This is a genomic window from Gordonia aquimaris, assembly GCF_026262595.1.
GTDB classification, from domain to species: Bacteria; Actinomycetota; Actinomycetes; order Mycobacteriales; family Mycobacteriaceae; genus Gordonia; species Gordonia tangerina.
In genome coordinates, this window is sequence record NZ_JAPKFM010000011.1 from 96693 (window position 1) to 123022 (window position 26330).

Genomic DNA, 26330 nt, shown 5'->3' on the forward strand with positions numbered 1-26330 from the left:
AGGATGTGGTGATGGAGCTCGACGGCAAGGTGGCCATCGTGACCGGAGGCGCCGGCGGTATCGGCGCAGCACTGGCCGAGGCACTCGTGGCGCGCAACGTACGCGTGGTTATCACCGACCTGGCGGCCGAGGGACTCGACTCCGTCGCAGCGACACTGGCCGAACACGCGCCCGGATCGATCACCACCATCGCCGGTGACGCCGCCTCCCCCGAGCACATCGATGCCACCATCGCCCTCGCTGAAACCGAGTTCGGGCCGGTGGATCTCTACTTCGCCAACGCGGGCATCACTGGTGCTCCCGGGCTGGCGGCTACCGACGACGAGTGGGCGCAGGTCATCGACGTCAACCTGATGGGCCACATCCGGGCGGCCCGGCGGCTCGTCCCGGGATGGGTGGAGCGCGGTGTCGGCTATTTCGTGTCGACCGCGTCGGCGGCCGGCCTGCTCACCCAACTCGGATCGGCCACTTATTCGGTGACCAAACACGCTGCGGTGGGTTTCGCGGAGTGGCTCAACGTCACCTATGGCGACCGTGGCGTGCGGGCGAGCTGCCTGTGCCCCATGGGTGTCGACACCAAGCTATTGCGTCCCGACGACACCCCCGCCGACGAGGGCGCGGTGCTCATGCAACGAGCGGTGGAGACCGCCGGGCGGGTGCTGACCACCACCGAGGTCGCCGACGTGGTGATCGACGCCATCGGCGATGAGCGCTTCCTGATCCTGCCGCACCCCGAGGTGCTCGAGATGTACCGGCACAAGGGCGCCGACTACGACCGATGGCTGCGCGGTATGCGCCGTTACCAGCAGAGTCTGGTCGACTCCGCGAAACCGTGAACCGGCGCCCCGGCCGGCCAGAGCTGAACCCCTCGACAAAGGAGAATCCGATGGATCTGTTCACTCCCTCCGAACGTGCGGAGAAGTATCGCGCGCAGCTGCTCGAATTCATGGACGCCCACATCTACCCGAACGAGGCGGTCTACGCCCAGCAGATGGCCGAGTCCGACAACCCGCACGGAACACCGGAGATCCTGCTCGAGCTCAAACAGAAGGCCAAGGACGCCGGGTTGTGGAACCTCTTCCACCCGCATCCGGAGTGGGGGCCGGGCCTGACCAACCTCGAGTACGCGCCGCTGGCCGAGATCATGGGACACGTGGGCTTCGCGTCGGAGGTGTTCAACTGCAACGCCCCCGACACCGGCAACATCGAGGTGCTGACCTTGTTCGGGACCGACGAGCACAAGGAGCGCTACCTCAAGCCGCTCCTGGACGGCGAGATCGCATCGGCGTTCGCCATGACCGAACCCGACGTCGCGAGCTCGGATGCCACCAACGTGGAGATGTCCATGGTGCGCGACGGTGACGAGTACGTGCTCAACGGGCGTAAGTGGTTCGCGTCCAACGTGATGCGTCCCGACTGCAAGGTGCTGATCGTCATGGGCAAGACCGACCCGAGCGCCGCGACGCATCGGCAGCAGTCGATGATGGTGGTGCCCACCGACGCACCCGGTTTGACCATCGTGCGGAACCTACCGGTCTTCGGTTACGTCGACCGCGAGGGCCACGGCGAACTGACCTTCGACAACGTGCGTGTTCCGGCCACCGACGTCCTCAAAGGTGAGGGCGAGGGATTCGCGATCAGCCAGGCCCGCCTCGGTCCCGGTCGAATCCACCACTGCATGCGCACCATCGGTGTCGCCGAACGCGCACTCGAGGCGATGTGCGCGCGAGCGTCACAGCGGGTGACCTTCGGCAAGCCCATCGCCGAGCGCGCCAACATCCAGGACTGGATTGCCGAGGCGCGCATCGACATCGAGATGGTCCGGCTGTTGACGCTCAAGGCCGCCTACATGATGGACACCGTCGGCAACAAGGCCGCCGCCACCGAGATCGCGGCCATCAAGGTGGCCGCGCCGAACATCGCCCTGAAGATCATCGACCGCGCGATTCAGGTGCACGGCGGTGGCGGGGTCACCGATGACTTCCCGCTCGCCATGGCCTACGCACACATTCGCACGCTGCGGCTGGCCGACGGCCCCGACGAGGTGCACAAGCGCGCCATCGCCCGGCGAGAGCTGCGCCCGTACCGCGACGCGGCGGCCGCGGCGAAGGAGACCGTGGCGGGTGTGTCGGATCAGGCGCTCGTATCGCGATGACCGTGCGGCCGCTCACCGCGCGCGGTGAACGTACCCGGGCCGCGTTGATCGTCGCAGCCCGAACCGTTTTCGAGCGTGACGGGTTCGCCGACGCCCGCCTCACCGACATCACGGTGGAGGCGGGCTGCGCGACCGGCTCGTTCTACACCTACTTCGACTCGAAGGAGGACATCCTCGACGCGGTGCTCGCCGCGGCCCAAGAGGAGATCTTGCATCCGGGGATGCCCCATGGCGAACCGGACTCCGATGATCCGATCGCGACCATCGAAGCGGCCAACCGCGCCTACTTCCAGGCGTATCGACGCAACGCCAAGCTCATGATGGTGCGCGAACAGGTGGCCGGGATCAGTCCGGACTTCCGCCAGAAACGGGTCGAGCGCGGCCAGGTGTTCATCGAACGAAACGCCCGCGGCATCCATGAGCTCCAGCAGGCCGGCCTCGCCGACCCCGACCTCGACCCCGTGCAGGCCGCCCGCGCACTCTCGGGAATGGTGTCACGGATGGCGTATCAGAGCCTGGGCGTCGGCGGCGCCGACGACATCGAGGACCTGGTCTTCACCGCAACACGCTTGTGGGCCAACGCCCTCGGCCTCACCCGCAAGTAGCTTTCGAACCCCTCGGTGGTCGACCTCAGTCGGCGTCGCCGTTCGTCGGTGGTCGAGTACCGTCCGGGCCGCCCTGTCGTCGTTGCTTTTTGTCGGTGGTCGAGTACCGTCCGAGCCGCCCTGTCGGCGTCCCCCAGTCGGTGGTCGAGTAGCGTCCGGGCCGCCCTGTGGGCGTGGCCCCAGGTCGGTGGTCGAGTAGCATCCGAGCCGCTAGGCGAGGGTGCGTATCGAGACCACGCAGGCTGACATGCTCTGTGTGGGTGGTGATCTCGATACGCGCACTCACTTCGTTCGTGGGCTACTCGATCACCGAGGGTACGCGCACTCACTTCGGTCGCGCGCTGCTCGATCACGCTCTCCGTCGGGGAGCGGCTAGCGTCCGGGCCGTCCCTGTCGTCGTCGTCCCAAGTCGGTGGTCGAGTAGCGTCCGAGCCGCTAGGCGAGGGTGCGTATCGAGACCACGCAGGCTGACATGCTCTGTGTGGGTGGTGATCTCGATACGCGCACTCACTTCGTTCGCGCGCTACTCGATCACCGAGGGAGCGCGCACTCACTGCGTTCGCGCGCTACTCGATCACCGAGGGAGCGCGCACTCACTCTGTTCGTGGGCTACTCTTTCACCGGTATGGCCCTCACTCAAAGTACCGCCGCGGGACGTCGACGAGCATCGTCTGGATGTCCTTGTCGCTCACACCCCGCTCGCGCAACGCCGGCAGCACGTCCTCACTGATGTGCCGGTAGTTCCACTTGGGCACCGCCTCGCGCTTGGCCTCCGGCGAGAACCAGTCGATGAAACAGGCGGCGTCGTGCGCCAGGCCCATCCGGTCGGCATAACCACGTTCGCACAGGGTGGCCACCGTGTTGACGCGGTCCTCGAACGGCAGCAGCACATCCAGTCCGAAACGATCCATGCCCAGAATCGAGCCGGCGTCGGCGAGCTGCATCAGATAGTCCAAATTCGTCGAGTCGCCGGAGTGGCCGATGACGACCTTCGTCAGGTCGACGCCCTCCTCCTTGAGCACCTGCTGCGCCACCAGCCCCGACTGGGTGTGCGGGTTGGTGTGCACGGTGATGGGCGCCCCGGTCTGCACGTGGGCTTGTCCGACGGCGCGCATGGCTCGCTCCACCCCGGGCGTCAGACCCTGCTCCTCGATGGCGCATTTGAGGAATGCCGCCTTCACCCCGGTGTCGGCGATTCCCTCGGTCAGGTCCTTGACGAAGAACGTGACCAGCGGTTCGGCAACGTCGAACAGCAGGCCTGGACCGGTGTAATGGAACTGGAACGGGATGTCGTTGTAGGTGTACAAACCGGTCGCGACCACGAGCTTCAGGTCGGTCTGCTCGGCAATGCGCTGGATTCGCGGAATGTAGCGGCCCAACCCGAGCACCGTCGGATCCAGGATGGTGTCCATCCCCAATCCCTTGAGTTCCGTCAGGTCGCGCACTGCCTCGGCGATCTTCTCGTCCTCGTCCCAATCATCTTGGTAGTTCTGCCGATACTCCTCGCCGAGGACAAAGACGTGCTCGTGGATGAGGACATTGCCGAGGTCAGCGGAATCGACGGGTCCGGTGACGGTGTTGACGGTGCTCATGTGGCTCCTTTGCGCAGGCGGGCGGCCGAATCGTGTGGTCTGGGTCACTCTCTCCGGACTGTATTTGAGGGTGACTTCAACTTCAAGAGCGGCTTGATCACCCTCATGCGCGCATCATGGAAGTCATGTCCACTGCGCAATCCCTCGGCGTCTCTGCTGCGGATGCCCGCAGCAGCGAGACCCCGCGCGAGAACGTCTTGATGATCCACTGGCACGACCTCGGCCGGCACCTCGGGTGCTACGGGGCCGCCGGGGTGAACAGTCCCCATCTGGACGGGTTGGCGGCCAACGGAATTCGATTCACGGCTGCGCACGCCACCGCGCCACTCTGCTCGCCGGCGCGTGGATCACTGTTCACCGGCCGTTACCCGCACAGCACCGGGCTCATCGGCCTCGCGCACCACGGTTCCGAGTACCGCGACGGGGTGCGCACCCTGCCGTTCCTGCTGTCGCAGGTGGGCTACCGAACGGTGCTGATCGGGATGCAGCACGAGAGTGCCGCCGCCACCACCCTCGGCTTCGACACCGTCGACGACTCCGACACCCGTGGCGACGTGGTGAGCGACCGCGCAGCCGAGTGGCTCACCGAACACGTGCGCGTGTCCGACGAGCGGCCGTTCTTCCTCACCGCAGGCTTCTTCGAAGCCCACCGTCCATACCCCGAGGACCGGTATCCGCCCGCGGACCCGACATCGATCACCGTCCCCGACTTCCTGCCTGACACCGATGATGTCCGCGCCGACCTCGCGGGCCTGCACGGCACCATCGCGACCGCCGACGCTGCGGTGGGACGACTGCTCGCCGCGGTCGCCGACCTCGGGCTCGACGAGACCACCTGGATCGTCTTCGTCACCGACCACGGACTTGCCTTCCCGCGCGCGAAATCCACTCTGTACGAAACGGGTACGGGAATCGCGCTGATCATCCGCCCGCCGCGCCGCCGCGACCTGCTGCCCCGCAGCCATGACGGACTGATGTCGGGCGTCGACCTGGTACCGACGGTGCTGGACCTGTTGTCGGTGCCGGTCCCCGACGATGTCGACGGCCTGTCGCATGCCGAAGCGATCGTTGGCGATACTGAAACACCATGCAGAACCGAGGTTTTCACCGAGAAGACCTACCACGACGCATTCGATCCGATCCGCGCGGTACGCACCAGAGACTTCTCCTACATCGAGAACTACGCCATACGTCCCACTCTGCAGCTGCCGCGCGACATCGCCGAGAGCCGCTCGGCCCGTTCGATAGACCAGGCGGCCGCCCAGAAGCCGCGACCGCTGCGCGAACTGTACGACCTCACTGCCGATCCCGGGGAACTGCACAACCTCGCCGACGATCCCGCACACCGCGAGACACAGCGCATCCTGGCAGAGACCCTGGCACAGTGGCGAGAACGCACCGGCGACACCATCCCCGAAGAGGCCGAGGGCGACGCCATCGCCGAACGCTTCACCGACCGATAGATCCGATCCGCTACCCTGCCCTTCGGGGTTCGTTCGATCAGGGGGTGGAATCAGTGCGCACATCACAATTTCGGGTGACGGCGATATCGGTGTCGGCGGTCGCCGCGATCGGTGTTACGGGATGCGGGGATTCGGGTTCGCAACCGGACACCGGCGAGTCGGCCGAGCAGTCGGCGTCGGCAGAGGTCAACGCGCTGTTGCTGACCACCGACGAGCTTCCGGCCGGATTCCGCACCATGCCCATCCCGGCCGGGCAGGTGGCGCAGGCCGCCAACAGCGTTCTCGATGTGGCCAAGGGTGCCACCATCAGTCCCGCCGAGTGTGCGGCGACCGGTACCGCCGACGACTCCGGGATGGTGATGTTGATGGCCGTCTCCGGTTCCACCACGGTCACCGAGACGGTGACGCCCGGTGGCGGGGGCTCGCTCGACGACGTCCGCGCCTCGCGCACCGGACAATGTGCGAACGTGACGGCGACCATCGGCAACGGAGGTGGCGCAGCCGAATCGAGAATCACCAGCGACCCCATCGACCTTTCCGACACTGCAGCCGACGACGTGTTCGCGGTCGAGCAGACCAGTACGTCGACCTTCAACGGCCGTGAGGTTGCCTCCACCACCTTGCTGGCCTGGGCGTCGGTCGGCGATTACGCAGTGACGGTGACCTCGGCGGGCGCCGTCGCCGACGATCCGGACGTGAACACCTTCCGGCAGACGGTGACCTCCGCGATCGACAAGGTGGCTGCGGCGAGCCGGTGATGGGTAACCACTGCCCCGACGTCGCGTCGGCGCCGACGATGCGCTGAACTGGACGCATGGAACTGCTGCTGATCCGTCACGCCAAACCGTTCCGGCTGTCCGATCCGGCGGGGGCCGACCCCGATCTGATGCCAGAGGGCGAGGACCAGGCGAAGCTGCTGGCGAAGGCGATGGCCGCCGGACGCTACGGCCAGGTGGATGCGGTGGTCAGCAGCCCGATGCGGCGGGCGGCGCAGACCGCATCGGTCACCGCGGCAGCGCTGTCGCATGAGATCTCCTTCGACGACCGACTCGTCGAACTCGATCACGGGTGGACGACGTACGGAGTCGTGCACACCTACACCGACCGCGCGACCCTCCTCACAGACATGAACGCCGGTCGCCTGGGAGACAACAGCTTCGACCTCGACGAGTTCCGCAGTCGCGTTGTCGACGGGATCGAATCTCTGATCGTCGACGACGAGCGGACCGTCGCTGTGGTCTGTCACGGCGGGGTGATCAACGCCTACCTTTCGCACATCATCGGCGCCGAGCGCATGTTCTTCACCGAACCCTTCTACACTTCGGTGTCGCGGGTGATCGCGCTGCCGGGCGGCTACCGCCAGGTGATGTCGCTCAACGAAACCGACCACCTGCGGTAGGTGCCGGGAGCGCCGTATCCGCCAGCGGTGCCAGCGGATCGTCGCGTCAATTATTGTTCCGGGACCTCGCTGTAACCGCCGCTGTATCGGCGGTCAGTCGGGCCCGGCGGTGATGGTCAGCCAGATGGTGCGGGACAGCGCGGCGACCACCCGATCGTCGTCGGAGACGTCGCTGTCTGCGGAGATGATGTGCTGGGCGATGCTGCGTTCCACCATCCAGGTCACCGCTGCCACCGACTCGGCGGTCACCACGGCGTCGACGCGGCCCTGCGTCTGCCAGCGCGCCACCCGATCGGCGGCGAAGTCGATGAACTCGTGGGTGCGTCCGAACCAGAACTCGGCGACTTCGGTGTCGTAGGCGGCGGCCTCGCCCAGCGCGCGCATCAACGGCCAGTGCTTGCGGAACTCCGCGAACATCTCGGCGATGGCCCGCTGCACCCCGGCCACCCCGGCATCGAGCGAGGCGTCGTCAGCGAACCACGACGTCGGGGCCGCAAAGAATTCCTTCGACGCGATCTCCGCGACCTCGATCAACACCTGACTCTTGTTCGGGAAGTATTGATAGAAGTTGGTGCGCGACATGCCCGATCGCTCGGCGATCCGTTGCACCGGTAGCTCGGTGAAGCGTTCTCCGGCGCCGAGCAGATCTTCCACGGCGCCGAGCACCCGATCGGTGACCTCGGCCCGACGCTGCAGCGTCTGCCCCGTGTGCGCCCGCGTCACCGACCCCATGCGCCTGATGCTACGCCACCCTTGACACCCGGGTTGTGCAGGCATAACGTCAGCCTGACACTGTGTCGGACTGCATGTCGGGGGCCGGCCGGGAGGAGCGAGGTCATGAGCTCAACCGTCGAGCAGTTCGACGCGGTGATCGTCGGGGCCCGCATCGCCGGATCGGCCACCGCGATCACGCCGGCCGAACGGGGATTGCGGGTCCTCGCGATCGATTCCGCGCGATTCCCGTCGGACACCCTGTCCACCCACCTGTTGTGGCCGACCACCATGGCCGAGATCCAGACGCTGGGCGCGCTCCCGGCGGTCGAGGCGATCGGTGCGCCCAGGATGCCGATGGCCGAGGCCATCCTCGACGATATCGGCTGGCGCACCACATACTCGCCGGTCGCCGGCATCGACTACGCAATGTGTTTGAGGCGCACCCACCTCGACCACGTCCTCGTCCAGACGGCCAGGGACGCGGGCGCCGATATCCGTGAGCAGTGCACGGCCACCGAACTCATTCGGGTCGACGGGCGGGTGGCAGGCCTGAGTTACACCGACGACGATGACACAACTCACGAGATCCACGCGCCCATCGTGATCGGCGCGGACGGACGCAAGAGTTTCGTCGCCCGTCAGGTCGGAGCGCAGACGCCGACACTTCTCGCGCCCAGCGGACGCGCCTGCTACTACGCGTACTGGTCCGACGACCGTGACGACCTGCGCCACATCGCATCCCAATGGCGAGTCGATCGGCTGCTGGGAACCGCGTTCCCCTGCGACGGTGGCGATCTGCTGTGCCTGCTGCAACCGCCGGTGGACATGATCCCGCAGTTCCGGGGACGTCAGGCCCATGACGCCTATCTGGAGGGAGTGGCGGCGTTGCCGGGGCTGGCGGCCAGGCTGTCGGGGTGTGAGCTGACCTCGCGGGTTCGGGCCGGCGTCGGGATCGAGTCCTACTTCCGCCGCTCGAGCGGTCCTGGCTGGGCGTTGCCCGGCGACGCCGGCCACTTCAAGGACCCGGTGACCGCACAGGGCATCCGTGACGGACTGCGCTATGGCCGCCTCCTGGGTGAGGCGATCGCGCCGGTGCTCGGTGCGCGAACAGGTGTGGATGCGTCGGCTCTCGACCGCGCGACCGCGGCTTGGGCGGCGCAACGTGACCGCGACTGCATCGACGTGTTCCAGTGGACCAACTTCCTGGCCTCGGGACTGCCGCCGTCGCCGCTGGAGTACGAGTTGTACCGGCGAGCGCAGCGACAGACCGACTACGCCGCCGTGCTCAGCGACATCTACAACCGTGTGCAGCCGCCGGCGGCCATGATGTCGCCGTCCACGGTGGCCAGTGCCGTGGTCAAGGCAGTGCGTCGGCCGGGGGTGCCGACCCGTGAGGTGGTTTCGGATCTTCGTTTCCAGCAGCAACGCCTGGTGTCCGGATGGCGGGAGAAGCGACGTTTTCTGCGCGCCGAACCCGACGGAGGTCGGCTGCTCGGCGACGACCTCCCCGCCGAGCAGATACCGGTCACCGTCTGATCGGCCATCACCAGCAACCTCCCAGCGGGCGTCGAAGGTTTCACCAGCCCTGGCCCGCATTCTCAATGGTGTCAACGAGATCCACCCCGGGTCGCACACCGACGAGAAAGGCCGACGATGCCCACTCCGCAGAAGACCACCAACAAGAATAAGGCCCCGCAGACCCCCGCCCGCCGCCGCCGTCGCGTGCGTCACTGGGACCAGCGCACCCGCCGCTGGCTCTGGATCTGGCAGTGACCTGCGGCCGCCGCTAGCTTCGGGCTTCGCCCTCCCCGCAACCCCGTCGTGGACGCCACGGCGGGGTTGCCGCCGTCGCCACCCCTTCGGCGGTCGAGTAGTCCGAGCCGCCTACCTGTTGGTCGAGTGGTGCGGAGCGGCCCCTTCGGTGGTCGAGTGGTGCGCAGCCGCTCCCTTCGGTGGTTGAGTGGTGCGCAGCCGCTCCCTTCGGTGGTTGAGTGGTGCGCAGCCGCTCCCTTCGGTGGTTGAGTGGTGCGCAGCCGCTCCCTTCGGTGGTTGAGTGGTGCGCAGCCGCCCCGTTCGGTGGTCGAGTAGATCCGAGCCGCTAGGCGAGGAACGTATCGAGACCACACAGCCGCATAGCGGGCCATGTTAACGAAACCCGTGCCGCAATTATTCTCCCGGTAACCACCACGCAATAGATCGGGCGTGAACTGAATGTCGTAGCCGCCCGACGGCTACAACCCCGATCTCCGGATCGAATCCTCTTGCGAGGCAGCGTCGCCTCGACTTCCGCTAACCGGGTCGACGGCCGTGAACCGTCGTGCCTCATTCTAGGAGACTCCGTGCCTACTTTCGACGAGACCATCACCGACAACATCGCCACGTCACTCGGTGAGATCCCGCACCCCTCGCTGCCGAAGGGTTCCAACATCTACGGTGGCACCAAGATCTTCCCCGACTACCAGGCCGAGGACGGCGAGACCTACTTCACCCTCGTGCACGGCATCGCCCACGAATCGTCGGTGTCGTTCGTCGCGGTTCTGCAGGCCACCCGCGCACTGCGCAAGGGCTTCGAATCGGCCATCTACTTCTACGGCCCCGGCGCCATTAATTGCCTTGCCACCCGAGGCTTTCCGAAGACCGGTGACTCCGGCTTCCCGGGTGAGCAGAACATCAACGACTCGCTGGCGACCTTCATCTCCGAGGGTGGCACCGTGTTCTGCTGCCGCTTCGGTCTGGCCCTGCACGGTGGCCGCGAGGAGGATCTAATCGAAGGCGTGATTCCTGCCCATCCACTCGATGTCCAGGACGCGATCATCCACTACGCGCGCAAGGGCGCGATCATCAACTCCACCTACATGGTGTGACCGAACCCGAGGCAACCTCATGACCACCATCGCCGCGGTCGCGGCCAATTTCACCCGCGACCTCGAACAGAACTACGCAACCATCGCCGACTACGTGGCGCAGGCCCGTGACCGGGGCGTCGACTTCCTGGTCTTCCCCGAAGCGGCCATCGGCGGCTACCTCTCGTCACTCGGCAATCACGGTGACACCGTCAAGAACACAAGCCGATCGATGCCGCCGGCCATCCGCATCGACGGGCCGGAAATCCAACGCGTGCAATCGATCATCGGTGACATGGTGATCGCCATCGGCTTCTGCGAGATCGCCGACGACGGGGAGACCCGCTACAACGCGGCGGCTGTGCTCGACGGCTCGCAGATCTACGGCAGTTATCGCAAGGTGCATCAGCCGCTGGGTGAGAACATGTCGTATTCGTCGGGAACCGACTACGGCGTCTTCGACACCCCGGTCGGACGGGTCGGACTTCAGATCTGTTATGACAAAGCGTTTCCCGAAGCCGCGCGGGTGATGGCACTCAACGGGGCCGAGATCATCGCGAGCCTGTCGGCGTGGCCTGCTGCCCGCACGGCCACCGCCGAGAATCTGCAGGACGACCGGTGGACCTACCGGTTCAACCTGTTCGACACCGCGCGTGCCCTCGACAACCAGGTGTTCTGGATCGCGTCCAACCAATCCGGAACCTTTGGCTCGCTGCGCTACGTCGGCAACGCGAAGATCGTCGATCCCGGTGGCAATATTCTCGACACCACCCTGCTCGGCAGCGGCATGGCCGTGGCCGACGTCGACATCGCCGGAACCTTCACCGCCATGCGTGGCGGCATGTTCCACCTGCGGGATCGTCGGCCCGACGCCTACGGCGTACTCACCGAACTCGACGCGACCGGAACCGCACCTTGGCGGGATCTGTCGCATGCCTGAGATGACGTTCACCGTCCGCTGGCCGGACGGCCAAGTGCAGCAATGCTATTCGCCGAGCCTGGTGATGCACGACCATCTCGTTGTCGGGCAACAGTATACGGTCGATGAATTCACCAGCCGCGCCACCACGGCGCTCGGTGAGGCCGCCGACCGGGTGCGGGCGAAGTTCGGCTTCGCCTGCACGTCCGCTGCCGCCTCCGCCGATGACATCATCCGAACGGCGCAACGCCACGACTCCGGTGCCTCCGTCGAAGTCGTCCGCATGTACCCACCCCTGCCCACCCCACTGGAGACATCATGAGCGCTCCCGCTCATCACCCCGTCGTGATCGTCGGCGCCGGCCAGGCCGGACTCTCGGTCAGCTGGTACCTCGGCCGCGCCGGCATCGACCACCTTGTTGTCGAAGCAGAGACCCCCACCCACGCCTGGGCCGACTCACGCTGGGACAACTTCACTCTCGTCACCCCCAACTGGCATTGCCGGCTACCCGGCTACACCTACGACGGCCCGGACCCGGACGGATTCATGACCCGCGACGAGGTGGTCGATTGGCTCGCGGGCTGGCTGGACACCTTCGACCCGCCGGTACGCACCCACACCAGGGTCACCCGGCTGCGCCAGAACGGCCACGCCGGCTTCGAACTCACCCTGACCGGCTCCGACGGTGTGGAACTCGTGACCTGTGACCAGGTGGTGATCGCCACCGGCGGCTACCCGCTGCCGGTCATCCCGCCCTACGCGTCATCACTCGACCGGTCGATCACCCAGATCCACTCCGAGCAGTACTTCAATCCCGAGCAGCTCCCCGACGGTGCGGTTCTCGTCGTCGGCTCCGGCCAGTCCGGGGCGCAGATCGCCGAAGACCTGCACCTGGCCGGTCGGCAGGTGCACCTGGCCGTCGGCAACGCGCCGCGCGTGGCCCGCTTCTACCGGGGCCGCGACTGCATGACCTGGCTCGCCGACATGGGACTCTACGACACACCCGCCCAGGAATATCCGGGAGGCAAAGCCGCGCAGGAGAAGACGAACCACTATGTGACCGGCCGCGACGGTGGCCGGGATGTGGATCTGCGCCAGTTCGCCGCCGAGGGCATGCAGCTCTACGGCACCCTGACCGACGGCAAGGACACAGGGCTGCGGTTCGCTCCGACCCTGACCGCAGCTCTGGACAAGGCCGATTCCGTCTACAACTCCATCTGCGCCGACATCGACCGCCACATCGATGCCGCCGGCATCGACGCCCCACCACCGACTCGCTACGAACCGGTGTGGACACCCGAGGCCGATCCCACCGAACTCGACCTCGCCGCGGCGGGCGTGACCAGCATCGTGTGGGCCATCGGTTTCCGCCCGGACTACCGGTGGATCGAGGCCAGCGCATTCGACGGCGGCGGCCGGCCCATGCAGACCCGCGGCGCCACCCAGGTGCCCGGACTGAGCTTCATCGGTCTGCCGTGGATGCACACCTGGGGTTCGGGACGATTCCTCGGCGTCGACCGCGACGCCCGACACCTCGCCGACACCATCATCGACGGGCTCCGCGCCGCTGCGCCCCGGCTCGCTGCCGTTCGGTAGGCGGGGAACGATGGCACGACAACCGATTTCCGCTGTGCTCGCGCACCGCGCACGCGTCGGGCCGGCGGACGTCCTGGTGACCGATCGAAACGGTGATGTGACCGCCGGGGAGATCAACACCCGCGCCACCCGACTGGCCCGTCTGCTGATCGATCGCGGTGTCCGGCGCGACGACCTCGTCGCCGTGTCGCTACCGAACGACGTCGGATTCGTGGTGGCCTGCATGGCCGTCTGGCGGGTGGGCGCCACCCCGATGCCCTTGCCGCCAGGACTGTCCGACGAGGATCGTGCGGCGTTGGAGGAGGTGGCGCGACCGGCTGCGGCGTTCGGCTCGCCGCCGTTTCGTGCCGACATCGCGTGGGTGGACGAGGCACAGGCCGCCGGGTTCTCCGACGCACAACTGGCGGATCGGTGGGCTCACTGCTGGAAGGCCCCGACGTCGTCGGGGAGCACCGGACGACCGAAGGTGATCGCCAGTACCGCACCCGCTCTCGTGGATCCCGAGGCGCCGATTGCGCCGTTCGTCCCGCACCGCGCGATACAACTCGTGTCGTCACCGCTGTGGCATGCGACAGCCTTCACGTATGCCTTCCGCGGACTGACGGCGGGACATCGCCTCGTCATCGAGCCCGAGTTCGACGAACGGAGCTTCCTCGCTGCGGTCGACCGACATCAGATCAGCTGGGCGGTGGTGTCGCCACCGTCGATCCGCCGTCTGCTGCGGCTGGCCCGTGACGTACGCGACCGCCACGATCTCAGCTCGCTGGAATCGATCCTGCACCTCGGTGGACGCTGCCCGGTACCGGACAAGCTGGCCCTGATCGACTGGCTCGGAGCCGACCGCGTCGTCGAGGTCTATGCGGGTACGGAGTCCAACGGGCTGACGATGGTCGGCGGAGCCGAGTGGCTAGCCCATCCGGGCAGCGTAGGAAAACCGATCGGCGGCACCCATACCCGCATCACACGTGCCGACGGCACACTCGCCGCACCGGGGGAGACCGGCGAGATATGGATGCGCCGCGGGCTCGGCACTGCTTACCGCTACCTCGGTGTCGGGTCGCGGCGCACGACCGACGGCTGGGACACACTCGGCGACATCGGGTATCTCGACACCGACGGATATTTGTACGTGATCGACCGGGCCGCGGACGTCGTGCATCGCGACGGCACAACCCTCTATCCCGCCGACATCGAGCAGGTCTTCGAGCGACACCCGATGGTGCGCGGTGCGGTGGCGGTCGGCGACGACGCGGCGGGCGCGCGGCTGACCGTCGTGGCCGACGTCGCCGACAATGCTCTCACCACCGACGCTTTGGCGGCTTTCGCCGCAGCGCACCTACCACGATCCCACCGACCCGACCGCATCTGTCTGGCCCATCGACCACTCCGCAACGACGCGGGCAAGATCCGCCGGCGGTCGCTGACAGGCTGCAGCCCGGAACTGGCGACCCTGCACGTGAACGGAGTACCCGCATGACCGTGTCCACCCGAGTCGACCTCGCCCTGCTCGGTATCCGCGGCACCCCGCCGGTCAATCGCACCGGCGGCGCCGGACCGTCCGACGACGGTCACTTGCTGATCGATGGCCTCAACGCCGCGATACCACGAAACCCGAATAGTCCATTCATCTTCGACGGCGACCGCGTTCTGTTCGACGGTGTCGACGCGGGTGTCGAGGTGGCGACGATCGGGCGGCCCCGCTTCTACGATCTCACCACCGACGACGGGGTGCCGTATGAGCAGATCGCCAAACTGCACGGCGCCGACGTGCTGGCCACCACCGTGGTACAGACCTGCATCCGCTACGCAGAAGACCAGCGCTGCCGCTTCTGCTCCATCGAGGAATCGCTGCGGTCCGGGGCGACAGTGGCAGTGAAGAAACCCGAGCAGCTCGCCGACGTCGCCCGCGCCGCTGTCGAACTCGACGGGATCACCCAGATGGTGATGACCACCGGGACGTCGAACGGTAAGGACCGCGGCGCCAAGCATCTCGCGCGCTGCGTGCGGGCGGTGAAGGCGGCCGTGCCGGATCTCCCCATCCAGGTGCAGTGTGAACCGCCCGCCGACCTCGTCACCATCACCGACCTCCGGGACGCCGGCGCCGACGCGATCGGCATCCACGTCGAATCCCTCGACGACGACGTACGCCGACGCTGGATGCCCGGCAAGGCGACGGTGTCCCTGGACGATTACCGCGCCGCTTGGGCTGAGGCGGTGCGGGTGTTCGGCCGCAACCAGGTGTCCACGTACCTGCTCGTCGGTCTGGGCGAGAACCCCGACGAGATGATCGCCGGCGCCAAAGAACTCGCCGACACCGGCGTCTACCCGTTCATCGTGCCGTTCCGGCCGCACGCAGGCACCCTCGCGGTCGACGTGGACCATGCTGCCGGGCCCGACCCGGCCATCGTCGAGAAGATCAGTCGCGAGGTCGCCGCGCACCTACAGTGGATCGGCATGACCGGCTCGGAGCAACGTGCCGGCTGTGCCGCCTGCGGGGCCTGCAGCGTCCTGCAGAACGTGGGAGGCTGACCGATGCTGGACGGCACCCACACGATGATCCCGGCTCTGCGGCCATCCGGCGACCTGTCGATCTTGGCCGGCACCCGAGTCCGCCCCATGCCGCCGTACCTGATCCAAGTGGTCGACACACCCGACGAGTTGTCCTCGTATCACGCGCTGCGCCACCGCGAATTCGTCGAGCGACAGGGTCTTTTCGACCGCACCGATCGTGATGACACCGACGACGATCCACGTGCTGTGGTGCTCGCCGCCGTGACCGGCGACGGCACGCTGATCGGGGGCGTGCGGGTGGCGCCGTGTACCGCCACCGACATCGGCTGGTGGTCGGGCAGCCGACTCGTTGTCGCCGACCCGGCGCACGCCGCCGGTATCGGCGCGGCGCTGGTTCGCGCCGCATGCGCCTACGTGGAGTCCGTTGGGGTGGTGCGGTTCGACGCGACCGTGCAGGACCGCTACGCGGGGATGTTCCGCACCCTCGGCTGGGCGGACCGCGCTGCGGGCCCGACACTAGCCGGACGTGCCCACCGCGAGATGCGGTGGCCCATCGGGCACATTCAGGAGACCGCCGACTCCACCAAAGCCATGCTCGCCGACGTTCTCGCTCCACTCGGTCGGCAGCCGGGAGGATTGGGTCCCAGTGGCTTCCGCGGCGACGACGGTGTGCCGGTACCCGAGTCCGACGTGATCGCTGCCTGCGACGCCATCCTGCCGGCCATGGTCGACCGCGACCCGGAATGGGCGGGCTGGTGTTCGGTGCTGGTCAACCTCAACGACCTCACCGCGATGGGTGCCGCACCCCTGGGCTTGCTCGATGCCGTTGCCGCGCCGACCCGATCACATCTGACCCGCATCATGCGAGGTGTCGCCTCGGCCGCGCAGGCGTGGCGGGCGCCCGTGCTCGGTGGACACACCCAGGTGGGTGTGCACGCGTCGCTGTCGGTCACGGCGCTGGGTCGCACCGCGAGACCGGTCCCGGCCGGCGGCGGCCGGGTCGGCGACACGGTCTCGCTGATCGCCGACCTCGGCGGCGGCTGGCGACCCGGCTACCACGGACGGCAATGGGACTCCAGCAGCGCACGATCCGCCGACGAACTCGCCGACATGGCCGGACTGATCCGACGACTGCAGCCGGCCGCGGCCAAGGACGTCAGCATGGCCGGTATCGCCGGGACTCTCGGCATGCTGGCCGAGGCGTCCGGGACGGGCGCCGAACTCGATGTCGCCGCGATCCCGCGGCCGACCGACGCGAGTATGGGTAACTGGCTCACCTGCTTCCCCGGTTACGCGATGCTGGTGGCAGATCGGCATGCGCACGACACCGTTGCCGGGCCCACCGTCGGCGCATCGTGCGGACGGCTGACCGGTGACCCGGGTGTGCGACTACGCTGGCCCGACGGTGAGGTGACGGTCGCCGTCGCATCCACGGTCACCGGATTGGGCGCCGCGTGAGTAGAGTCCGATGACATGACCACGGTCACGCTGGGCGCCCTCGCGGCGCATTTCGGACGCGATGTCGACCGCGGCGTGTCCAAAGCGGTGGGCATCATCGAAGCCGCCAGGCGAGATGGGGTCGATCTGCTCGTCTTCCCGGACGCCTCGATCGGCGGCTACATCGGCGACCTGCGTCGGCCCGACACCACCGAGTTGCCGCCGACACTGGATCCCGACGGTCCCGAACTCGCGGCCATCGCCGCAGCCGCCGGTGCGATGACAGTCTGCATCGGGTATACCGAAGCGGCAGAAGGCAAGCGCTACAACAGTGCCGTGTGCCTGTCCGGCGACGGCGTTCTCGGCAGGCATCGCAAGGTGCATCAGCCGGCGGGAGAGTCGCTCGCCTACGCTGCCGGAGAGTCGTTCTGCGCCTTCGATACCCCGGTGGGTCGAATGGGCATGCTGATCGACTACGACAAGACCTTCCCGGAATCGGCCCGCACGCTCGCCCTGGATGGTGCGCGGATCATCGCCGCCCTCAACGCCTGGCCGGCCAGTGTCACCGACCGGGCGGCACGACTGCCCGCCGACCGTCAGTCGCGGTTGTTCGACCTGTACGACTGTGCGCGCGCCGCCGAGAACCAGGTGTTCGTCGCGTCGTCGAACCTGACCGGTGTCACCGGCTCCCTGCGATTCCTGGGGCAGGCCAAGGTCGTCGGGCCGGGCGGCGATGTCCTGGCCAATACCCGATCCAAGGGCGGCCTGGCCAAGGTGGACGTGGATGTGACCGCCGAGATCACTCGCGCCCGCAAGGTTCTCAACCACCTCGCGGAACTCAAGAGCGAAGCCTACGGACGCCGATGACCATGCGTATCGCCCTGCTCACGTACTCCACCAAGCCGCGCGGAGGCGTCGTTCATACGCTCAACCTCGCCGAGGCGCTGGCGCACCACGGCGCCGAGGTCACGGTGTGGAGTCTCGCCCGCGGCGGCGACGACGGCTTTTTCCGCCAGATCGACCCGACGGTGACGCAGCGGCTCATCCCGTTCGCCGACGTTGCCGACGAGACCATCACCGAGCGGATCGTGCGCTCCATCGAGACCCTGCGTCACGCGTTCGACCCGAGTGCCTACGACATCGTGCACGCGCAAGATTGCATCAGCGCCAACGCTGTCGGAACATGCATCCGCACCATTCATCATCTCGACCAGTTCACCACCCCGATCCTGGTGGAATGCCACGAGAAGGCCGTCGTCAACCCGTACGCACACATCTGTGTGTCCCGGGCGGTCGCCCACGAGGTGCACGGCGGTTGGGGATTATCGCCGACGGTGATACCGAATGGCGTTGACTACCAGCGGTTCCACGATGCGGCTGCTCCCGCCGCTACGGAGGATCGTCGACGATGGCGCGAGCGGCTCGGGCCGTATGTGCTCGCGGTCGGCGGTATCGAACCGCGCAAGGGCAGCATCGATCTTCTGGAGGCCTACGCCGCGCTGCGGCAGCAGAATCCCGATCTAGCTTTGGTTTTCGCGGGTGGTGAAACGCTGTTCGACTACCGTGACTATCGGGCCGAGTTCGAGCGTCGGCAAGCCGAACTCGGGGTGGAGCCGGTCGTGCTGGGCCCGGTGGCCGACGACGCCCTGCCCGCCCTGGTCGCCGGGTGCGAGGTCTTCGCATTCCCGTCGACGAAGGAAGGTTTCGGTCTCGCGGCCATGGAGGCGCTGGCCGCAGGTCGTCCGGTGGTCGCCCGCGAACTCCCCATCCTGCGCGAGGTGTTCGGCGACACCGTCACCTATGCCGCCGACCTCGACGCGCTGGCCACGCAGCTACACGCGGCGCGCACCTCCCATCCCGGCCGGCGCGCAGCCGGTGAAGCGCTGGCCAGGTCGCTCACCTGGGACAACGCCGCCCAAGCGCACCTCGAGTTCTATGCGGCGCATCCCTACCCTGTCGGTGGCCGTGGTCTCGATACAGTCCTCGCCTAGCGGCTCGTCCCTACTCGACCACCGAATGGGTGAGTCACTTCCGTCGGTGGTCGAGTAGTCTCGAGCCGCTAGGCGAGAGACGTATCGAGACCACGTGACCTATCTCCGAGAGACCACGTCACCCAACGCCGAGATCACCCCTGCGCCAACAACACCGGCACCAGCTGCTCGGCAGCGGTCCACGCCCCGTGGTGGCCGACCATGTTCACCTCGATCTCGGGATCGGTCAGGCTGCGGGTGAGGATCGTCGTACCGCGCGCCACCGCCACCAGGTCACCGATCCGTTCGGCCACGGCGTCGGTCACCTCCACCCCGAACCACTCCTCGTCAAGCACCTGCTCACGCGCCACCACATGCGCATCGTCGCCCAGCGCGTCGGTCCAGAACGACTGCACATCGTCGCGGGCGCCCGGCCGGGTGTACACCTGACGCACCCGCATCTCGCCCGCGACGGCCTCCACGCCCTTCAACATCTCGTCGGTGGTGTCGATGTCGAATCTGTTGTTCGCCTGAATCATCCCGTGATCACCGGTGACGACCAGCGTGGCGTCGCGACCGAGCGCGGCGGCCAGGTCGGCCACCATGCGGTCGGCCACAGCCAACGCCTTGACCCACTGCGGAGATCCGGGTCCGAAGAGGTGGCCGGCGGCGTCGAGGTCGGGCCAGTACGCGTACACGAACTGGTGCCGTGGACTCTGCGGCGCGAGCGCCTCACCCACCCCGGCGAGGATCTCGGCCGGGTTCTGCGCCGGCCGATAGGTGCCCTCCACTCGAAACGCTGCCCGACTGAAACCGGATCCGCGGTAGAGCCCCGGCATCACATAGGTGACCTCGACGCCACGCGCCGCCATCTCCGGCAACAATCCCTCGATGGGTTGGATCTGTTCGGGTAGATAGGTTCCCAACGCCGAGCGGCCGTCGGAGCGGTCCAGGGTCCAGCGTAAGGCGTTGAGCAGCTGCCGGTTCGGTGCCCGGGTGGCCGCACGGTCGGTGCGAAACGAGTAACCGATCACGCCGTGACTGCCGCACGAAGCCCCGGACATGAGGCTGGTGATGCTGGACGCGGTGGTGGCCGGGAAGCCGGCGCGGATGGTGGTCGAGCGCAGCGACGTGAGGGTCGGCGCCACATCGGCGTGCGCGGTGAGCAGACTGTCACCGAGGCCGTCGATCAGCAGCAGCACCACATCCTTGCTCCCCGGCACCGGTACCGCCGCCGACAGCTGACCGTTCAGCGAGTCGTCAATCGCGGGCAGGACGTCGGCCAGCGTGGCATAGCTGCTCCAGCGCCACGGGTGGAGCTCGTCGATCACTTCATTCACAGACGACACGGTAACCACAGATCCTGTGCACAACGCACGCTCATCACGAATTTCGTCGTCGTCGAGTCCTACGCTGGGGGCCATGTCCGGCTATCAACCCATCGGCACCAACGGGGCTCACCACCTCACTGCCTTCGACGAGCGCACTGTCGATCGCGGCTCCGCCTATGCCGACCAGGGGCGCATCGCCGGTATGAGCTGGTCCGACGACGAGCTGGTGCTGTCCGGGTTGTGTCAAGGATCGGGCGGCCACAGCTATCACACCACCATCGAGTTCACCTCCCACGAGCGCACCCGCCGACTCGACACGACCGAGTGCAGCTGCCCGGTCGGGTTCTTCTGCAAGCACGCGGTCGCGTTGCTGTTGACGGCCTTCGACGAAGAGCGACGGACCGCACACCCACCTACGCCAGTGGCGCCTGCGTCGGTTGCGCACCTGCCGGCGCAGTGGCGGACCACGCTGAGCGCACTTGTCCCGGTCGAGCCGGAGCAGACCGAACCCGACCCGCTAGGCATCCTCGTGGAACTGCCGCCCACCCATCGGTATGCGCCCAATCCGGCGCCCACTCTGCGGCTGGTTCGGCGCGGCACCAGCGGCAAGTGGGTTCGGACCGGCATCAACTGGCGCACGGTGTCGGGCGCCGCATCGGGCGCATTCAGCGCGAGGTCGCCGGCCGGCTATGACCCCGCCCAGCATCGGGCCGTCGTCGCGATCGCGCGTGCCGTCGCCGAGGGCGGGATGAACGTCGACACATTGTCGCTGACGTGGGCGCCCGCCGACATCTGGACGATGCTCGCCGAGGCACAGGCCGCCGGGGTGGCACTGGTCGCGGATCGGTCAACGGGCGCCGACCGGGTCGAGGTATTCGCGGGTGCGCGCATCGCGTTACGCATCACCGCCGTCGACGACGGTGCGTTGGTCTCCCCGTATCTGCAGGTCGACCACGAGCAGTGGGACCAGTCGCCGGTGGGGCTCATCGGTTCTCCGATGCCGCACAGTGCGTTCACCGTCGCTGACGGTGTGTTGCTGATGGGACCGTTCGAATGCCCCACCCACCGTGGCGCCCTGGACAGTCTGGTTGCTTCCGGTGGTATCACCATTCCCTACGACGACATCGACGAGTTCGCAGCCGAGCTGCTACCCGAACTGTCGGCGCATGTACCGGTCGACATCGTCGACGACGCCATCGCCGCCCCGGTCATCGACGGTCCCACACCCCTGTTGACGGTTCAGGTCGGCGACGAGTCGGCGCTCGTGCATTGGAGCATCCGCTACACGATCAACGGGCGGCCGCGCGACTTCGAGGAGCGGGAGTCGCCGGCGGCCAGCACCTTGCGTGATGTCGATGCCGAAGCGCAGGCCTGGAAGGATGCGCGCGCTGCGCTGGAGCTCGTTGCGATGCGCTGCTCACGGTGGTTGCCGCAGGCCACGCGATGGGTACACAGCGATCTGCGTGGTGCCGCGGGCGTCGACGCCGATCTCGACGCCGTGGTGGCCGAGGACACCGAGACCGCTGTCCAGAAGGCCAGCACCCGGCTGCTTCGGCGAACCTTCACCTACTCGATGCTCGACACGGCCGTCCTGATCGGTGAGCTCATCCCAGAGCTGGGCGACAACATCGCCGTCGAGATCACCGGCAACGCCACCGATTTCCGGCCCGCCGAGAACGAACCGGAGATCGCGATCTCCGAGGAGGAGACCACCGCCGGCAACGACTGGCTGAATCTCGCGATCACCGTCACCGTCGACGGGCACGACGTCCCGCTGGGTGTGGTGATCCGGGCCATCGCCGCGCGCGCCACCCACCTGCTGTTGGCGGATGGCACCTACTTTCCGCTCGACGACCCAGGCCTGCGGCGGCTCGCCGAACTGATGGACGAGGCCCACGAACTCGGCGAGGTCGACAACGGGCACGTGCGCCGCGACACCTATCACGCCAGCCTCTGGGACGAACTGCTCAGCCTCGGTGTGGTCGATGATCAGCTCGCCGAATGGCATGAGCGCGTGCGTAAACTGGCCACCGCCACCCTGCCCGGTCCAGGTGGGCCACCTGCCGGTCTGAACGCCGAGCTGCGCGACTACCAGGCCGACGGCCTCGACTGGCTCCGCTTCCTCTGGCACAACCGGCTCGGTGGCATCCTCGCCGACGACATGGGACTGGGCAAGACGGTGCAGGCGCTCGCGCTGATCGCCGAGGCCTCCGCCGAGGTCCCCACCGGCAGCTTCCTGGTGATCGCGCCGACAAGTGTGGTGGGGAACTGGGTCAGCGAGGCACAGCGTTTCGTGCCCGATCTGCGGGCTGTCGCGGTCACCGCCACCGAAGCCAAGAGCGGAGTGAGCTTTGCCGAACAGGTCGACGGCGCACACATCGTGGTCACCTCGTACACACTGCTGCGCTTGCAGTTCCAGCAGATCAGCCAATTCCAATGGACGGGCGTCATCTTCGACGAGGCGCAGTTCGTCAAGAACCACAACAGCAAAACCCATCAATGTGCACGTCGGCTTGGGGCCGAGATGAAGCTGGCCATCACCGGCACCCCGATGGAGAACAACCTGATGGAGCTGTGGTCGTTGCTGTCGCTGACCGCGCCCGGGTTGTTCCCGTCGCCGAAGGTGTTCGGCGACTATTTCCGCAAACCCATCGAGTCCGGACAGAACCCGGGCCGGCTCGAGCAACTGCGGCAGCGTATCCGGCCGGTCATGTTGCGCCGCACCAAGGATCAGGTGGTCGGCGACCTACCGGCGAAACAGGAGCAGGTGCTCGCCGTGGGGTTGGCCGCCAAACACGACAAGATCTATCAGACTCGCCTCAACCGGGAGCGGCAACGGGTGCTCGGTCTGCTCGGGGATTGGGAGGAGAACCGGTTCGCGATCTTCCGGTCGCTGACCATGCTGCGACAGCTGAGCCTGCACGCCGGGCTGGTGGAGGACAAGCATCGCGACGTGGCGTCGGCGAAGATCGACTACCTCGCCGAAAAACTGCCCGAGTTGATCGCCGAAGGCCATGCGGCGCTGGTGTTCAGCCAGTTCACCGGCTTCCTCGGGCTGATCCGTGAGCGGCTCGACGACCTCGGCATCGCCTACAGCTACCTCGACGGCTCGATGTCGGCGGCCCAGCGCACGGCCCAGATCGACGCCTTCACCGACGGCACCGCGAAGGTGTTCCTGATCAGCCTCAAGGCCGGCGGTTTCGGCCTCAACCTCACCGAAGCCGACTACTGCTTCGTGTGCGATCCGTGGTGGAACCCGGCCGCCGAGGCCCAGGCCGTCGACCGCGCCCACCGCATCGGGCAGACCCGACCGGTCACCGTCTACCGCCTGGTGTCCAAGGGCACCATCGAGGAGAAAGTGGTGGAGTTGCAGGACCGCAAGCGCGCGCTGTTCGACGCCGTCGTCGACGAGGGCGACCTATTCGGCACCGTCATCAGCGCCGCCGACGTCCGTGCCCTCGTCGGCGACGACGCATCTGTGGGCGACCCTTCGTGACGGACCTCCGCAGGCTCCGGTCCTCCTCAGGTATCGGGGGGTTGCGCCAACCCCGCCCCACCGAACCACCCTGCCGCCAACCGGTATTCAAGCTCCACCAGATGGTGTGCGGGCACATGAATCGCACATTGCGCGACCCGGCTCCGCCGTCGTCCGCGCCGCAGATAGATCAGAACCTGATGATGTCCGGCCGGCAGCGGAAGCTCGATGCGCCCCCACCGTCCCTGCAGCAATTCGTGACCGTCGACCACCACATGAGCACCGCCCAGCGGCGCGGGAAGATATGCAGCCGCCAGCCAGCATGTGATCGCCACACCCTGATGCAACTGTCGCGGTGCCCGACCGGGCCGACGCACTGGTTGGGACGAGGCGACGTGCGGTCGACGCGCCCACGCCCGAGTGGGGAGCGGTCGTCGACGGAGGTCGGCGGCAGGTCCCGTCGTCGGTGGCGGGGCGTACGGATGGGCGGTCATGTCGCGCAGCACCGTACGGGACCGCTGCGCGGCACCGTGGGAGGCCCGCCGTCACGTCGGTCGCACGAATGATGTCCACCGACGAACTGCCAGCTCCCGACTATGCGGGCCCCAGATCCCCGCGCCACTGCCCGGTGATCTCATCCACCTTCGCCCCGGTGGTCGGTGCGAATCGACTCTCGTCGAAGCGCGGCTCGCCATGCAACGTGAGGTCGTAGTGGGCGAGTTGGTCGCGTACGGGGTCCTTCATCTCGGCGAAGACCAGGGTGATGTCCTGTGCGCGCAGGAAGTCGTCGAGCTCCACGATTTCGTCGACCGCGGTCGCGTCGATCTCGGTGATGGGTTCGGCGGCGATGATGACGGTGTGCAGGTCGCGGTGCGCGCGCATCACTTCAGTGCGCACGTAGTCATCGAAGATCCCGCCGTTGGCGAAGAACAGCGGCGCGTCGAACCGCAGTATCAGTACACCCTCGATGCGTTCGGCACTGGGGTGGCGGCTCACGTCGTGGTATCCGCGGACGCCCGGCACCCGTCCGAGTTCGGTGCGATAGGGCCGCCACGCTTGGTTGATGAACGCCAGGAACGACAGTCCGATGGCCACCAGAATGCCCTGCAGCACGCCGATCAGCGCGACACCGAGGAACGCCGCAACCGACAAGGCTCCCTCGATCCAGTGCATCCGGAACAGCGTCACCACCCCGCGGATGTCGACCAGCGTCAGCGCAGCCGAGATCACCACTGCGGCCAACGCCGACGACGGCAGGTACTCGGTGATATTCGGGGCGGCAAAGATGAATACCACGATCATCAACGCGCCGACCAACGGCGCCAGCTGTGTTCGTGCACCAGATGATTCGGCCACCGGTGTCCGCGACGACGATGCCGAGATGGCGAAGCCGCTCAGGAAGCCGGTGGCGATGTTGGCGGTACCGATGGCGGCCATCTCCTGACTGCCGTTGACCGTGGTGCCCGCGCGCGCCGCGAAGGTCCGTGACAGCACACTGGTGTCGGCGAACGCGATCAGCGCGATGCCGATGGCCGGCCCGATCAGGTTGATCACGTCGTCGAGGGTGACACCACCGAGCGCGGGGGTGGGCAGACCTCGTGGCATCGCTCCGACCACCGGGATGTCGTCGGACCAGCCGAACACGGCGACCACCACGATCGCACCGATGACGGCCATCAAAACTCCCGGAAAAGCTCTGCGCCACAGCTTGAGCAGCAGGATCACCCCCAGGCAGGACACACCGATCGCGGTCGACAGCCCGTCGACCTCGCCGTCAGCGATGCCGGTGACGAAGTCGACCACTTCTTCCAGCGCCGAGTCGCCCTCGATGGAGAAACCGAGCAGCTTGGGCAGCTGACTCAACAACACCACCAACGCGATGCCGTTGAGATAGCCGATCCGGATCGGTTTGGACAGCAGATCGGTGACGAACCCGACGCGCAACAGCCCGCCGATCACCAGCACGATGCCGACCTCGATGGCCAACACGCCGGCAAGGGCCACGCGTTCTTCGTCGAAGGCGGCCAACGGGATGATGGCGGCGGCGATGATCGGTGCGAGAGAGGAATCCGGGCCCAGCACCAGGATGCGTGATGGACCGACGATCGCGTAGGCGATGAGCGGGATGATGGTGGCGTACAGGCCGGTCACCGGCGGCAGGCCGGCCACCTCGGCGTACCCCATGCCGGCCGGGATCAGCAGGGCGGTGAGCACCACGCCGGCGACGAGATCGCCGCGCAGCCAGGAACGGTCGTACGACTTGAGGGTGGCCAGTCCGGGTAGGTAGCGGTCGAGTCGCGAGGACGCCATGGCAGGCATT

Annotated in this window: 22 protein-coding genes; 17 read left to right on the top strand and 5 right to left on the bottom strand. The window is 67.2% G+C overall.

Features of this window, described 5'->3' with window-relative positions; all coding sequences use genetic code 11:
- Positions 1 to 11: 11 nt before the first annotated feature.
- The 3 genes from OSB52_RS12345 to OSB52_RS12355 are packed head-to-tail and all read left to right on the top strand — an operon-like array spanning position 12 to position 2760.
- Positions 12 to 836: an SDR family oxidoreductase gene (locus OSB52_RS12345; protein WP_266061926.1), complete on the top strand. Its 825-nt coding sequence runs from the start codon at positions 12 to 14 to the stop codon at positions 834 to 836.
- A gap of 50 nt (positions 837 to 886) precedes the next feature.
- The gene (locus tag OSB52_RS12350) at positions 887 to 2155 is read left to right on the top strand and encodes an acyl-CoA dehydrogenase family protein (RefSeq protein ID WP_266061927.1); all 1269 of its coding nucleotides are present in this window, start codon (positions 887 to 889) and stop codon (positions 2153 to 2155) included.
- On the top strand, positions 2152 to 2760 hold the full coding sequence (locus OSB52_RS12355; RefSeq protein WP_266061929.1) for a TetR/AcrR family transcriptional regulator: 609 nt from the start codon (positions 2152 to 2154) through the stop codon (positions 2758 to 2760). Before OSB52_RS12350 ends, OSB52_RS12355 begins: the two co-directional genes overlap by 4 nt.
- Positions 2761 to 3392: 632 nt before the next feature.
- On the opposite strand, the gene OSB52_RS12360 is transcribed toward OSB52_RS12355, so the two are convergent.
- On the bottom strand, positions 3393 to 4352 hold the full coding sequence (locus OSB52_RS12360) for a phosphotriesterase family protein (RefSeq protein WP_266061931.1): 960 nt from the start codon (positions 4350 to 4352) through the stop codon (positions 3393 to 3395).
- Positions 4353 to 4477: 125 nt separating this feature from the next.
- Between OSB52_RS12360 and OSB52_RS12365 the strand changes: the two genes are divergently transcribed.
- The 3 genes from OSB52_RS12365 to OSB52_RS12375 are packed head-to-tail and all read left to right on the top strand — an operon-like array spanning position 4478 to position 7214.
- Positions 4478 to 5815 (top strand): sulfatase family protein, encoded by a 1338-nt coding sequence (locus tag OSB52_RS12365; RefSeq protein WP_266061933.1) that lies wholly within the window; start codon positions 4478 to 4480, stop codon positions 5813 to 5815.
- Positions 5816 to 5868: 53 nt separating this feature from the next.
- A complete protein-coding gene (locus OSB52_RS12370) occupies positions 5869 to 6573 on the top strand; it encodes a hypothetical protein (RefSeq protein ID WP_266061935.1) in 705 nt (234 codons plus the stop codon).
- 56 nt (positions 6574 to 6629) lie between these two features.
- Positions 6630 to 7214, top strand: coding sequence for a histidine phosphatase family protein (locus OSB52_RS12375; protein ID WP_266061936.1), 585 nt, complete (start codon positions 6630 to 6632; stop codon positions 7212 to 7214).
- 93 nt (positions 7215 to 7307) lie between these two features.
- On the opposite strand, the gene OSB52_RS12380 is transcribed toward OSB52_RS12375, so the two are convergent.
- Positions 7308 to 7946 (bottom strand): TetR/AcrR family transcriptional regulator, encoded by a 639-nt coding sequence (locus tag OSB52_RS12380; RefSeq protein ID WP_235721515.1) that lies wholly within the window; start codon positions 7944 to 7946, stop codon positions 7308 to 7310.
- A gap of 105 nt (positions 7947 to 8051) precedes the next feature.
- On the opposite strand from OSB52_RS12380, the gene OSB52_RS12385 reads away from it, so the two are divergent.
- From OSB52_RS12385 to OSB52_RS12430, 10 genes are all read left to right on the top strand, one after another.
- Positions 8052 to 9464, top strand: a complete 1413-nt coding sequence (locus tag OSB52_RS12385) for an NAD(P)/FAD-dependent oxidoreductase (RefSeq protein WP_266061938.1) — start codon at positions 8052 to 8054, stop codon at positions 9462 to 9464.
- An 803-nt stretch (positions 9465 to 10267) separates the two neighbouring features.
- Complete coding sequence (locus tag OSB52_RS12390) at positions 10268 to 10792, top strand: MSMEG_0572/Sll0783 family nitrogen starvation response protein (protein WP_235721517.1); 525 nt, start codon at positions 10268 to 10270, stop codon at positions 10790 to 10792.
- Between the two features lie 19 nt (positions 10793 to 10811).
- On the top strand, positions 10812 to 11711 hold the full coding sequence (locus tag OSB52_RS12395; protein WP_266061940.1) for a carbon-nitrogen hydrolase family protein: 900 nt from the start codon (positions 10812 to 10814) through the stop codon (positions 11709 to 11711).
- A complete protein-coding gene (locus OSB52_RS12400; RefSeq protein ID WP_266061942.1) occupies positions 11704 to 12012 on the top strand; it encodes an MSMEG_0570 family nitrogen starvation response protein in 309 nt (102 codons plus the stop codon). The genes OSB52_RS12395 and OSB52_RS12400 overlap by 8 nt, the downstream gene beginning before the upstream one ends.
- The gene (locus OSB52_RS12405; protein ID WP_266061943.1) at positions 12009 to 13286 is read left to right on the top strand and encodes an MSMEG_0569 family flavin-dependent oxidoreductase; all 1278 of its coding nucleotides are present in this window, start codon (positions 12009 to 12011) and stop codon (positions 13284 to 13286) included. The genes OSB52_RS12400 and OSB52_RS12405 overlap by 4 nt, the downstream gene beginning before the upstream one ends.
- Before the next feature lie 10 nt (positions 13287 to 13296).
- Positions 13297 to 14763, top strand: coding sequence for an AMP-binding protein (locus OSB52_RS12410; RefSeq protein ID WP_266061945.1), 1467 nt, complete (start codon positions 13297 to 13299; stop codon positions 14761 to 14763).
- Complete coding sequence (locus tag OSB52_RS12415; RefSeq protein WP_266061947.1) at positions 14760 to 15815, top strand: MSMEG_0568 family radical SAM protein; 1056 nt, start codon at positions 14760 to 14762, stop codon at positions 15813 to 15815. Before OSB52_RS12410 ends, OSB52_RS12415 begins: the two co-directional genes overlap by 4 nt.
- A 3-nt stretch (positions 15816 to 15818) precedes the next feature.
- The gene (locus OSB52_RS12420) at positions 15819 to 17255 is read left to right on the top strand and encodes an MSMEG_0567/sll0787 family protein (RefSeq protein WP_266061949.1); all 1437 of its coding nucleotides are present in this window, start codon (positions 15819 to 15821) and stop codon (positions 17253 to 17255) included.
- A 15-nt stretch (positions 17256 to 17270) separates the two neighbouring features.
- Positions 17271 to 18101: a carbon-nitrogen hydrolase family protein gene (locus OSB52_RS12425; protein ID WP_266061950.1), complete on the top strand. Its 831-nt coding sequence runs from the start codon at positions 17271 to 17273 to the stop codon at positions 18099 to 18101.
- 2 nt (positions 18102 to 18103) lie between these two features.
- Positions 18104 to 19225, top strand: a complete 1122-nt coding sequence (locus tag OSB52_RS12430; protein ID WP_266061999.1) for an MSMEG_0565 family glycosyltransferase — start codon at positions 18104 to 18106, stop codon at positions 19223 to 19225.
- Between the two features lie 134 nt (positions 19226 to 19359).
- On the opposite strand, the gene OSB52_RS12435 is transcribed toward OSB52_RS12430, so the two are convergent.
- Positions 19360 to 20544 carry an alkaline phosphatase family protein gene (locus tag OSB52_RS12435; RefSeq protein ID WP_266061951.1) on the bottom strand — a complete coding sequence of 395 codons (1185 nt, stop codon included), beginning with the start codon at positions 20542 to 20544 and terminating at the stop codon, positions 19360 to 19362.
- A gap of 82 nt (positions 20545 to 20626) precedes the next feature.
- Here OSB52_RS12435 and OSB52_RS12440 point away from each other — a divergent pair, with 82 nt between their 5' ends.
- Positions 20627 to 24031, top strand: a complete 3405-nt coding sequence (locus tag OSB52_RS12440) for a DEAD/DEAH box helicase (protein WP_266061952.1) — start codon at positions 20627 to 20629, stop codon at positions 24029 to 24031.
- A 26-nt stretch (positions 24032 to 24057) separates the two neighbouring features.
- On the opposite strand, the gene OSB52_RS12445 is transcribed toward OSB52_RS12440, so the two are convergent.
- Both OSB52_RS12445 and OSB52_RS12450 read right to left on the bottom strand, forming a co-directional pair.
- The gene (locus OSB52_RS12445) at positions 24058 to 24345 is read right to left on the bottom strand and encodes a hypothetical protein (RefSeq protein ID WP_266061954.1); all 288 of its coding nucleotides are present in this window, start codon (positions 24343 to 24345) and stop codon (positions 24058 to 24060) included.
- Positions 24346 to 24604: 259 nt separating this feature from the next.
- Entirely contained in the window at positions 24605 to 26320 is a 1716-nt protein-coding gene (locus tag OSB52_RS12450; RefSeq protein WP_266061955.1) for a SulP family inorganic anion transporter, read from the bottom strand.
- Between the last annotated feature and the right edge of the window lie 10 nt (positions 26321 to 26330).

Bases quoted from the DNA above. Each gene is read 5' to 3' on its own strand.
- OSB52_RS12380 (WP_235721515.1), bottom strand. From the start codon at position 7,946: ATGGGGTCGGTGACGCGGGCGCACACGGGGCAGACGCTGCAGCGTCGG.
- OSB52_RS12450 (WP_266061955.1), bottom strand. From the start codon at position 26,320: ATGGCGTCCTCGCGACTCGACCGCTACCTACCCGGACTGGCCACCCTC.
- OSB52_RS12345 (WP_266061926.1), top strand. From the start codon at position 12: ATGGAGCTCGACGGCAAGGTGGCCATCGTGACCGGAGGCGCCGGCGGT.
- OSB52_RS12365 (WP_266061933.1), top strand. From the start codon at position 4,478: ATGTCCACTGCGCAATCCCTCGGCGTCTCTGCTGCGGATGCCCGCAGC.
- OSB52_RS12425 (WP_266061950.1), top strand. From the start codon at position 17,271: ATGACCACGGTCACGCTGGGCGCCCTCGCGGCGCATTTCGGACGCGAT.
- OSB52_RS12385 (WP_266061938.1), top strand. From the start codon at position 8,052: ATGAGCTCAACCGTCGAGCAGTTCGACGCGGTGATCGTCGGGGCCCGC.
- OSB52_RS12355 (WP_266061929.1), top strand. From the start codon at position 2,152: ATGACCGTGCGGCCGCTCACCGCGCGCGGTGAACGTACCCGGGCCGCG.
- OSB52_RS12420 (WP_266061949.1), top strand. From the start codon at position 15,819: ATGCTGGACGGCACCCACACGATGATCCCGGCTCTGCGGCCATCCGGC.
- OSB52_RS12410 (WP_266061945.1), top strand. From the start codon at position 13,297: ATGGCACGACAACCGATTTCCGCTGTGCTCGCGCACCGCGCACGCGTC.
- OSB52_RS12440 (WP_266061952.1), top strand. From the start codon at position 20,627: ATGTCCGGCTATCAACCCATCGGCACCAACGGGGCTCACCACCTCACT.
- OSB52_RS12430 (WP_266061999.1), top strand. From the start codon at position 18,104: ATGCGTATCGCCCTGCTCACGTACTCCACCAAGCCGCGCGGAGGCGTC.
- OSB52_RS12350 (WP_266061927.1), top strand. From the start codon at position 887: ATGGATCTGTTCACTCCCTCCGAACGTGCGGAGAAGTATCGCGCGCAG.
- OSB52_RS12395 (WP_266061940.1), top strand. From the start codon at position 10,812: ATGACCACCATCGCCGCGGTCGCGGCCAATTTCACCCGCGACCTCGAA.
- OSB52_RS12405 (WP_266061943.1), top strand. From the start codon at position 12,009: ATGAGCGCTCCCGCTCATCACCCCGTCGTGATCGTCGGCGCCGGCCAG.
- OSB52_RS12375 (WP_266061936.1), top strand. From the start codon at position 6,630: ATGGAACTGCTGCTGATCCGTCACGCCAAACCGTTCCGGCTGTCCGAT.
- OSB52_RS12400 (WP_266061942.1), top strand. From the start codon at position 11,704: ATGCCTGAGATGACGTTCACCGTCCGCTGGCCGGACGGCCAAGTGCAG.
- OSB52_RS12360 (WP_266061931.1), bottom strand. From the start codon at position 4,352: ATGAGCACCGTCAACACCGTCACCGGACCCGTCGATTCCGCTGACCTC.
- OSB52_RS12415 (WP_266061947.1), top strand. From the start codon at position 14,760: ATGACCGTGTCCACCCGAGTCGACCTCGCCCTGCTCGGTATCCGCGGC.